Source organism: Lacisediminihabitans sp. (genome assembly GCF_036569425.1).
GTDB lineage: Bacteria > Actinomycetota > Actinomycetes > Actinomycetales > Microbacteriaceae > Lacisediminihabitans.
In genome coordinates this window covers 1-9387 of the sequence record NZ_DATCQQ010000037.1, presented here as the reverse complement: position 1 = coordinate 9387, position 9387 = coordinate 1, and the positions used below count along the sequence as shown (strand labels likewise).

Here is a 9387-nt window from a genome sequence, read left to right as displayed (position 1 = left end):
GTCAACAGCTGAGGAATTTGCTTATAGATTGCCACGCCCGTCAACGGCGTGTCGAGGTAGATGACTGGGGAACCCTCCGAGGGAGCCATCACCGGCCGCTCACGCGCTCGCCGGCGATCAAGATGAAGGTCCCGTTCGAGTAGCTCGTCTCGAGAGCGCGTACCTCGCCGTCGACGTGCAGAAGCACTTCCTCGTTCAGCGTGCGCCCGTCAGCAGTGTGCGCGAGCAGCGCGGTGAGCAATGCGCGGACATCCATGGCAGCACCCCAGCATCACGCGTGGGCCCGCATCGGGGTGATGACGGCATCGACGTCCCCGCCGAGGAGGGCATCCTCCTGGACTCGAGCGACCCGGCCCCCGATCTGCGTGACTGGAGCAAGTGAGAAACCGGCAGGTTCTTGGTTCGAGTCCAAGTCGGGGAGCTCGAAGGTCGCAAGGGGCTCCACCCCCTGCGACCTTTGTTCGTTTGCGGCCGTACTCCCCGCGGAGTCCCGACTGGCCGCCGGCGGGTGGATGCCGCGGGCCGCGCCCCCAACTACGATCGGTCCATGCCCTACCGTGCTCGTTCTGCAGAAGCGCACTGGCGTGAACCATGGGATGAGAGGGCCTTCGAGCACCTGCCGCACTGGCGGATGTCCCGGCGGGCGAAGCTGTGGATTCCGGTGGTGGTCGCCTTCGTCGTGCAGGTGCCCGCCGTGCTCGTCCGTGGTCGCGGCGGCGGCCCGCTCCACGCCGCCGAGTGGTCGGACAGCAATCAGGTGCTGGTGGCGCTTGCGATCGCCCTGATCGGCCCGCTGGCCCTCATCGGGGCGAGGCGTTTCCCCGGCCCGGTCGTGGCGATCACCGCCGGCGCGGGCTCCGCCGACCTGCTGCTGTTCAGCGATAGCCTGCATCCGCCATACATCGCGCTCGCGTTTGCGATCGTGTCGGCGATCGTGCGGGGAGCCAGGGTGTGGGCCTGGATATCCGTGGCCGTGGCCTGGGTGGCCACCCTCGTGATCGCGATCTGGTTCGGCCTGAGCCTGTCGCCGCCGCGAATCGCCGCCATCACGCTGGGCATCCTCATCGTGATGGGCATCGGTGATGGCATCCGCGCCAGGCGAGAGAGGTTCGCCGAATTCTCCCGCCGGCTCGCCGAACGCAAGCAGTCCGAGGTGCAGGCCGAACGCGTGCGCATCGCCCGGGAACTTCACGACGTGCTCGCGCACTCGCTCAGCCAGATCAACGTGCAGGCCGGAGTCGGCCTGCACCTCATGGACCAGCAACCGGAGAAGGCCAAGGAGGCCCTCGCGAGCATCAAGGAGACGAGCAAGACCGCCCTCGACGAGGTGCGTTCGGTGCTCGGAATCCTCCGGGCAGAGGGCGGCGCGGACCCGAGCGCTCCGCTCGTGCCCGAGCCGGACCTCAGCCGTCTTCCCGGCCTCGTCTCGTCCGTCTCCGGGGAGGGGATCGAGGTCGAACTGGTCGACCACCTCGCCACGGTTCCGTCGGCCGCGACCCAGTTCGCGCTCTACCGCATCGCGCAGGAGTCGCTCACCAATGTTCTTCGCCACGCCAGAGCCACGAAGGCCACCGTGCACCTCCGGGAGGAGGCGCGCACCTACATCCTCTCCATCACGGACGACGGCGTCGGCGCGACCGCGGCCAAACACGACTCCGGTGGGCGCGGGCTGCTCGGCATGCACGAGCGGGCCGAGCTGCTCGGCGGCACCCTCGAGGCCGGACCGCTGCCATACCGGGGCTTCCGCGTGACCGCGCGCATCCCCACCCATACGACGGACGTGGTCGAATGATCCGCGTCGCGATCGCCGACGACCAGCAGCTGATCCGCGGCGGGTTCCGCTCCCTGCTCGAGGCGGAGCCGGACCTCGAAGTGATCGGCGAGGCGGGAACGGGGCGGGATGCCGTCGCGCTGGTGACCAGGGAGAAGCCGGATGTCGTGCTCATGGACATCCGCATGCCAGATGGCGACGGGCTGTGGGCCACCGAGCAGATCGTGGCCAACCCGGCTCTCGCGAGCACCCACATCGTGATCGTGACTACCTTCGAACTCGACGAATACGTCGCCCAGGCCATCCGGGCCGGTGCGAGCGGCTTCCTCGTGAAGGACACCGAGCCGGTGGAGCTGATCCGCGCGGTGCGGGTCGTCGCCGGGGGAGAGGCGCTGCTGTCGCCGAGCGTCACCAAACGACTGCTCGAACGGGTGGCCGGCACTCTCAATGAGGCTCCGGACACCTCGGCGCTCGCCGTGCTCACCGACCGGGAGCGGGAGGTTCTCGCCCTCGTGGGCCACGGCCTCACCAACGATGAGATCGGGCGCAAGCTCTTCCTGAGCCCCCTCACCGCCAAGACGCACGTCTCGAGGATCATGTCGAAACTCGGCGCGCGAGACCGCGTGCAGCTCGTGGTCGTCGCGTACGAGACCGGCATCGTGCGGGCGGGCTACCTGGAGTAGACCGGCGGCCGAGAATGCTCCCTGGGCAGTACTCTGCAGCATCCCGTCGGCAGATTCGCCCCGGCCGGTAAGCGACGATCCTGAGGTCGTGAGGTTCCGCCGGAACCCCCCGACCGAATGGAAACATCGTGATTTCGACACTCGCCATGGCCGCGCCTGCAGCTCATTGGGTTGGACCTATGGGCGCCGGGTTCGGTTTCCTGTTCCTGCTCATTCCGCTGTTCTGGATCGGCCTGTTCGTGCTCATCTTCAGCCTCGCCGGCCGCCGTTGGCGGCGAGCGGGCTGGGGCGGACCCGGCCGCTACGGGCCGGGCCACACCCCGTGGGGCGGCGGCGCCGCGCGCTCCGCCGAGACCACCCTCGCCGAACGATTCGCCCAGGGCGACATCGATGAGAAGGAGTACCGTGCCCGGCTCGAGGTGATTCGCGCCAACGCGTATCCCCAGCCGCCTGCGAAGTAGCGGTGGCGCTCGCGAACCGGTGGCCGAACATCGGTCACCGGTTCGCGATACTCTCGTGTCTGGCGCCGAACCGGGCGTCCGCCGAGAGGAGAAGCGTGTGAATGCCTGGCTAGACCAGAACGCGCAGGCCGTGGCGATCGGCCTCTCGGGCGCCTTCGTGCTCTTCTTCGTTCTCACCGTGCTGTTTCTCGTGCTCTGGTTGCGTGCAGCGAGCGGGCGTCGCGGGCAGTACTACGACCGGGTCGCCGCCGAGCGGCAGCGGCTCGAACTCGAGGTGTCGCTGCAGGAGCAGTCGGCCCGCCTGCGCATCGTGCGCGAACTGCACGAGGTGGCCGTGCACTCCGTGTCGGTAATCATCAGCCAGGCCGATGGCGCCCGCTACGCTGCGGCGTCCGACCCGGGGGTCGCCGCGCGTTCCGCCGCCGTGATCGCGGAGACCGCTAGGGGCACCCTCGCCGACCTCAGGCGCGTGATGACCGTGGTGCGCGACGGCGAGGCCGCTGCCACCCCGCAGCCGCGGCTCAAGACCATCCGCGACCTCCTCGCGGTGATGGGGGAGGCCGGCCTCAACGTCACGTTCGTGGAGCACGGCGAACGATTCGATCTCTCCCAGGGCGCGGAGCTGGCCGTTTTCCGCATCGTGCAGGAGGCGCTGTCGAACGCCCTCACCTACGGCGGCGATGGCACGGATGTCAAGGTCGCCTTCACCTGGACCGCCGAGGGCCTCCAGGTGCTCGTCGACGACGACGGGGTGCGCGCCGCGGCGAAACGCCAGGGACTCGACCCGGACAAGCTCGCGCAGAGCCGCACATACACCTTCCAGGACGACCTCAACTCGCTCACCGAGCTCGTCGTCGGCCCGGGAATCACCGAGATGAGGGAGCGCGCGGCGCTGTTCGGCGGCATCCTCAACGCCTATTCGGTGCCCGGGGTGGGCTTCTCCATCTCCGCCGTCTTCCCCGCGCTGCGCTACGACAACGGTGTTCACGGCGTGAACCTGGACGCCTGAGCGGCCGTGCCCGAACGGCCACGGGAGGACTCGGCCGCGATTCGCAAGGCGCTCGCGGTCGGCCTCGCCGCCTCGGCGTACGGTGTCTCTTACGGGGCGCTCGTCGTGGCCGCCGGGCTGTTCGCCCTGCGCGTGCCGTTCATCGTCGTGGTGATCGCCGTGGCCGTGGTGGCCGCGCTCGTTCGCGCCCTGTTCTAGCCCTCCAGGTCGTCGATGCCAGGGGTCCAGGCCAGGCCGGGCTCGCCCCAGCCGCTCTTCTTGATCGCCTTCTCCGCGGCCCGCGCGTGCTTGTGGGCGAGCCGGTCCACGTAGAGGATGCCGTCGAGGTGGTCGTATTCGTGTTGGAAGATGCGCGCCAGCCAGCCCTCTGCACTGATCTCGAACGGCTCGCCGTTGAGATCCAGGGCGCGCAGGATAGCCAGATCGGCACGGTGCAGCGGGAACCGCTCGCCGGGCACCGAGAGGCAGCCCTCCGACTCGGTCTCTTCATCCGCCGGGCCGATCGCGGTGGGGCTGATCCACAGCTCGGGGTTGATGGCGACTCCGCGCCAGAGCACGTCGTCGTCGTCCAGCCAGTTGAACACGAAGATGCGCCGGGAGACGCCCACCTGGGGAGCCGCGAGCCCGACCCCGGGAGCCGCCTCCATCGTCTCGAACATATCGGCGACGAGGGACCGCAGGTCGTCGTCGAATTCGGTGACGTCGGCGGCGCGGGAGTGCAGCACGGGGCTGCCGGTGATGAGAATCGGGAGAACGGCCATTCGCCAAGAATATCGGAGGGTCAACGGGTAAAGTCGTGCCGTGCTGCCTGACGTGACCGACCTCGCCAACACGATCAGCCTCACTCCGGCCAAGGCCATCGGAATCCCGATCGCCCTCGTCGGCGCGGTCTTCCTCGCGATCGGCGCCCAGCTCCAGCATCGCGGTGTGGTCACGGTCGAAACGCTGAGCGACACGCGGTCATCCGGCGGGCTGAGGCTCGGGCAGCTGCTCGCACTTCTTCGACGCCCGTCCTGGGTGTTCGGCACGCTCCTTCTCGGCCTGGCCGTGGTGTTCCAGCTCACGAGCCTCTACTTCGCGCCGATCATCGTCGTGCAGCCGCTCGGCGCGATCGCGCTCATCATCACCGCCGTGGTGAACGCCCGGGTCTCGGGGGTCAAGCTCACCAGGCGGGCCATCCGTTCCCTCGCCTTCTGCATCGTCGGCGTCGGCCTGTTCGTGACTATCGCCACGATCACGGGCCAGTCCAAGGAGATCTCCCAGACGGAACTGGTGATCGTGCTCGTGCTGCTCGTCGTGATCACCGTGGCGTTCGCGATCGTCTTCGCGCTGCTGCGCAAGCGCTTCGAGGCGATCATCTACATCGTGGGTGCCGGCGTGCTCTACGGGTTCGTCGCGACCCTCGCGAAGGTCGTCATCGACCGCATCCACACGCTCTTCATCGGTGCGTCGGACACCCACGGGTTCGAGTGGCTCACCCTTACGTGCGTCATCGCGCTGATCGCGGCGGCCGCGATGGGAGGCTACTTCGTGCAGAGCGCATATTCGTCGGGGCCGCCCGACCTGGTGATCGCCGGGCTCACGGTGATCGACCCCCTCGTCGCCGTGTCGATCGGCATCGTCGTGCTGCAGGAGGCGTCCGGCGCACCCTGGTACGCAATCGTCGCCTTCATCGTCGCTGGTATCCTTGCTGTTTACGGCGTCTTCCAGCTTTCCAAACACCATCCGCAGACGCAGCACTAAGCTGATGCTGCCGGCTACTAATGCAAGGGATGCTCACAGATTTGTCCTATTCCCCGCGTGACACGTTCTCGGACGCGAAGGCTCCTCTTCGCGTACTGATCGGCGCAGACACCTTCCCGCCCGACGTCAACGGTGCGGCGAATTTCGCCTCCCGCCTGGCGGCCGGACTCGTCGACCGCGGCCACGACGTCTTCGTGGAGGCACCGGCGGCCAGCCGCAAGCACGGCACCTTCGTCGAAGAGCACGACGGCGCCCGGCTCACCGTGTACCGGGTCTACTCGTGGCGCTGGTACCCGCACGACTGGCTGCGGTTCGTGCTGCCGTGGCGCAGCCAGGCGCACGCCGCCCGCATTCTCGACGAGGTGAAGCCGGATGTCGTGCATATCCAGTCGCACATCGTGGTGGGGCGCGGGCTCGCCCGCCAGGCCGTGAAGCGCGGCATCCGAGTGGTCGGCACCAACCACTTCATGCCCGAGAACATGATCGACCACACCAAGCTTCCGCACTTCCTGCGCAAGCCGGTCATCCGCGCCGCCTGGGCGGACGCCGCATCCACCTTCGGGTTGTGCGAGGCCGTCACGTCACCGAGCCGCAAGGCCGCCGACTTCCTCGAGGCGGAGACCAACCTCACCGGGGTGCATGCCATCTCCTGCGGCATCGACGCGGCGCTCTACACGCCGAGCTTCGAGAAGCGCACGGGCAACACCATCGTGTTCGTGGGCCGGGTGTCTGGCGAGAAGCACATCGACGTTCTGCTGCGCGCCGTCGCGGCCATCGACCCTGCCCTCGACGTGAAGCTCGAGATCGTGGGCGGCGGCGACCAGATGAACCAGCTCAAGCAGATGGCCTGGGATCTCGGCATCGCGGATCGGGTGAACTTCACCGGCTACGTCACCGACGAGGAACTGCGAGCCGCGCTCACTCGCGCCACCGTCTTCGCGATGCCGTCGATCGCGGAACTGCAGAGCATCGCCACGATGGAGGCCATGGCCTCCGCGCTTCCCATCGTGGCCGCCGATGCCATGGCGCTGCCGCACCTCGTGCACGATGGCCAGAACGGCCACCTCTTCACCCCGGGCGACTCCGCCGACCTCGCCGCCAAACTCACCGACGTGCTGACGCTGCCGGATGACGAACTCACGGCGATGAAGAAGGCGAGCCTCAACTACATCGCGGCGCACGACATCCAGCGCACTCTGAGCATCTTCGAGAGCCTGTATCGTGGTGAAACGGTCACCGATCCGGTGACCGATGCGTCGCTCGACGAGCAGGTTCCGTAGCCTCTTCGAGCTCGCGGGGCGGTAGCTCAGCTGGTTAGAGCAGCGGACTCATAATCCGTCGGTCACGGGTTCAAGTCCCGTCCGCCCCACTGAAATAGTTCTTTTGATCAGGGGTTATGTTGGAACGTAGCCGATAAACTTGGACGAGTTCCTGCTCGACTCCGCTCTAGACTCCGGTCTAAGTCAGGGTTTCTGGCAAGTCAGCTACGCTCCAGCCCCTTATCGCAGGAAGTGAACCGCGCGCGCTCCTGGTGCCCCAGGTAGTGGCCGTGGTGGGCATTTCGGTCCCGTTTGGCTAACGACCGTTCAACGGCGCCATGTAGTCCAGATTTGGGCCGCAGCAATCACATCGACACCCGGGGGCGGAAGTGCGATCTTGTCGGCGGCGTCCTGTGTGACAAGTAAGACTATGGACACCCGCGCTACACCGAAGCGCTTGATCTTCTGGGAAGGCGGTCGATTCCACTAACGCGGAACTTCTCCACCTCGGGCAGTGTCCGTGATTTGATAGCTTTATCAACGGGGCAGCCTCGCTGATAAAGTTATCAACCCCCGCTTTTGGACCGCAGCTGCCCAGAAGCGCGAGACGCATGATCCGTGCGAATGGCCACATCTTCGACGACGCGAACGCGATTGTCGGTCGCGAATCGAAGTGCAGCGCGGCGAATCAGCCACTGGGCGCGGATCGGGAGCGAGCTCGAGATAAGGAGGGGTGGGACGCCCCGAGCCCCTCGGCGATACGCCAGCCGACCGGGTCACGCTGCTGTTGCGTTAGAGGCACCCGAGCGCGAAATCTCAACGGACAGGGCTTACGGGAATCTCAAGCTCGACCACCACATCAAGGTCAGTGAACGCCGGGGAGTGTCCGTAGGAGGTCCGGCTTGCGGGACTGACCCAATCGGGGAGGGACGTATGTCGTGAACACACTTGAACCCGCCGTACTCCCGAACTAAGAGAAGTCGAACGAAACCTCCGTCCTTGGCAGAAAGGACTCACTCCGCATGCTCAACGTGATTCGCCATGCCCCGCCAGGTCGAAGAGAGCTAAAGTCAACATTGTGGACAACGGTGCGTTTGGTATCGCCTTCGGGTGGATTGTGTGGATACCCGTCGCGGTGATCGGTTCAGTGTTCTTCGGCAGCTTACTGATCGTGGTGGCAGCCGGCGGCATCAGTCTGATCGCCCACTCGCCACTAATACACCGCACGAGGCAGGCTACGGCGAAACCGACTGAGCCAGAGGATGCCCTAGAGACCCTCTTTGGTCGGACTGAGCGCTAGATGTACTCGGCTTGCAGCACGGCCGTAGTTATTTCCCTCGTGCAGCCCTCGCCGTAGAACCTGATGCATTGGAGGGACAAATTGGTGATCAAACGGATGCTAAGTACCGTCGGTCGGGGCACGCCTTGAATCCCGCATCATCGGAGCAGCTGGCGATCCTCCTCGTGCATAGACCAGTTGGATGTCGCGCGCTTCCACGGGAGTATTGGCGGATGGAGATGTCGGACGAGAATTCGAGCGCCGCTACGTTAGCTGCCTACCAGCGCTATGCCGCGCAGTACATCGAGCTGACCTCGATGGCGAGGTCGTCGCTCGTCGACGACCTGATCGCGCTGACATCCACTGGTTCGACTGTGTTCGAGCTTGGGAGCGGGCCAGGGCGCGACGCCGCGGCCTTGGAAGCTGCCGGCCTGGTCGTGCACCGCACTGACGGAGCCGTCTCGTTCGTCGAGCAATTCCAACTCGCGGGGCTCGAAGCGCGCATCCTGGACGTGCACGCCGATGATTTCGGAGGCCCCTATGACGCTGTCTTTGCGAATGCCGTGCTCCTGCATGTCTCGCGTCTACAGTTGCCTCGGGTGCTGGAGGTCGCGCTCCGAGCGACCCGCGTCGGCGGCGTGCTAGCCGCATCCTTCAAAAAGGGGACTGGCGAAGACTGGTCCACGAAGAAGCTCGATGCGCCCCGGCGCTTCACCTACTGGCAGGAAGAGGACCTACGTCGCGTCGTCCTGGCCACTGGCTGGACCCCACTCCAGATCACCGAATCCACCCAACCAACCTCGACGGAGCGGTGGATTACTCTCACCGCGAGACACCTCGCGCACTAGATGAAACTGCAGAAGCTTTACCGGTCCCCTCCGAACAGCAGACATCTCCTGTGGGCGCTCCCGCTCGGCATCCTGGTCTGCGCAGCGTGGTGGTGGTTCGAAGCTGGGCTATGGAACTACGGAGGCTACTACCGGCTCAGTAAAGCTGAGATCGCCGCGTTCGACTCATCGTCGGTTTATAACTACATCGTCACCGCGCTCATCGGATCGATCCCAATTCTGGTCGCGAACTGGAGCCGAACTCTGTGGCCCCGCCTGGCGGTGACACTGGCGTTGGTTGCCGTCCAGCTGATCACGGGCAACATATTCGTACTCGCCCCCCGGGGCGCCTGAA

The 9387-nt window shown here is 66.1% G+C and carries 11 protein-coding genes and 1 tRNA gene; 10 read left to right on the top strand and 2 right to left on the bottom strand.

Annotation, left to right across the window (positions count from 1 at the left end; all coding sequences use genetic code 11):
* Positions 1-88: 88 nt before the first annotated feature.
* Positions 89-256: a hypothetical protein gene (locus VIM54_RS07360; RefSeq protein ID WP_331900170.1), complete on the bottom strand. Its 168-nt coding sequence runs from the start codon at positions 254-256 to the stop codon at positions 89-91.
* Positions 257-547: 291 nt separating this feature from the next.
* Here VIM54_RS07360 and VIM54_RS07355 point away from each other — a divergent pair, with 291 nt between their 5' ends.
* From VIM54_RS07355 to VIM54_RS07335, 5 genes are all read left to right on the top strand, one after another.
* A complete protein-coding gene (locus tag VIM54_RS07355) occupies positions 548-1792 on the top strand; it encodes a sensor histidine kinase (RefSeq protein ID WP_331900168.1) in 1245 nt (414 codons plus the stop codon).
* Positions 1789-2454: a response regulator transcription factor gene (locus VIM54_RS07350; RefSeq protein ID WP_331900166.1), complete on the top strand. Its 666-nt coding sequence runs from the start codon at positions 1789-1791 to the stop codon at positions 2452-2454. Before VIM54_RS07355 ends, VIM54_RS07350 begins: the two co-directional genes overlap by 4 nt.
* Positions 2455-2633: 179 nt before the next feature.
* Positions 2634-2915: a hypothetical protein gene (locus VIM54_RS07345; protein ID WP_331900165.1), complete on the top strand. Its 282-nt coding sequence runs from the start codon at positions 2634-2636 to the stop codon at positions 2913-2915.
* 97 nt (positions 2916-3012) lie between these two features.
* Positions 3013-3924, top strand: a complete 912-nt coding sequence (locus tag VIM54_RS07340; RefSeq protein ID WP_331900164.1) for a sensor histidine kinase — start codon at positions 3013-3015, stop codon at positions 3922-3924.
* A 6-nt stretch (positions 3925-3930) separates the two neighbouring features.
* Positions 3931-4122: a hypothetical protein gene (locus VIM54_RS07335; protein ID WP_331900162.1), complete on the top strand. Its 192-nt coding sequence runs from the start codon at positions 3931-3933 to the stop codon at positions 4120-4122.
* Here VIM54_RS07335 and def read toward each other — a convergent pair.
* A complete protein-coding gene (gene def / locus VIM54_RS07330) occupies positions 4119-4685 on the bottom strand; it encodes a peptide deformylase (RefSeq protein WP_331900160.1) in 567 nt (188 codons plus the stop codon). The genes VIM54_RS07335 and def overlap by 4 nt on opposite strands.
* Positions 4686-4725: 40 nt before the next feature.
* On the opposite strand from def, the gene VIM54_RS07325 reads away from it, so the two are divergent.
* From VIM54_RS07325 to VIM54_RS07305, 5 genes are all read left to right on the top strand, one after another.
* Positions 4726-5667: a DMT family transporter gene (locus VIM54_RS07325; RefSeq protein WP_331900159.1), complete on the top strand. Its 942-nt coding sequence runs from the start codon at positions 4726-4728 to the stop codon at positions 5665-5667.
* Between the two features lie 29 nt (positions 5668-5696).
* Positions 5697-6947, top strand: a complete 1251-nt coding sequence (locus tag VIM54_RS07320; RefSeq protein WP_331900157.1) for a glycosyltransferase — start codon at positions 5697-5699, stop codon at positions 6945-6947.
* A 15-nt stretch (positions 6948-6962) separates the two neighbouring features.
* Positions 6963-7036, top strand: a tRNA-Ile gene (locus VIM54_RS07315).
* 1402 nt (positions 7037-8438) lie between these two features.
* Positions 8439-9053, top strand: coding sequence for a class I SAM-dependent methyltransferase (locus VIM54_RS07310; protein ID WP_331900155.1), 615 nt, complete (start codon positions 8439-8441; stop codon positions 9051-9053).
* Positions 9054-9386 carry a hypothetical protein gene (locus tag VIM54_RS07305; RefSeq protein WP_331900153.1) on the top strand — a complete coding sequence of 111 codons (333 nt, stop codon included), beginning with the start codon at positions 9054-9056 and terminating at the stop codon, positions 9384-9386. It abuts the gene before it with no gap.
* The last annotated feature ends 1 nt before the right edge of the window (position 9387 follow it).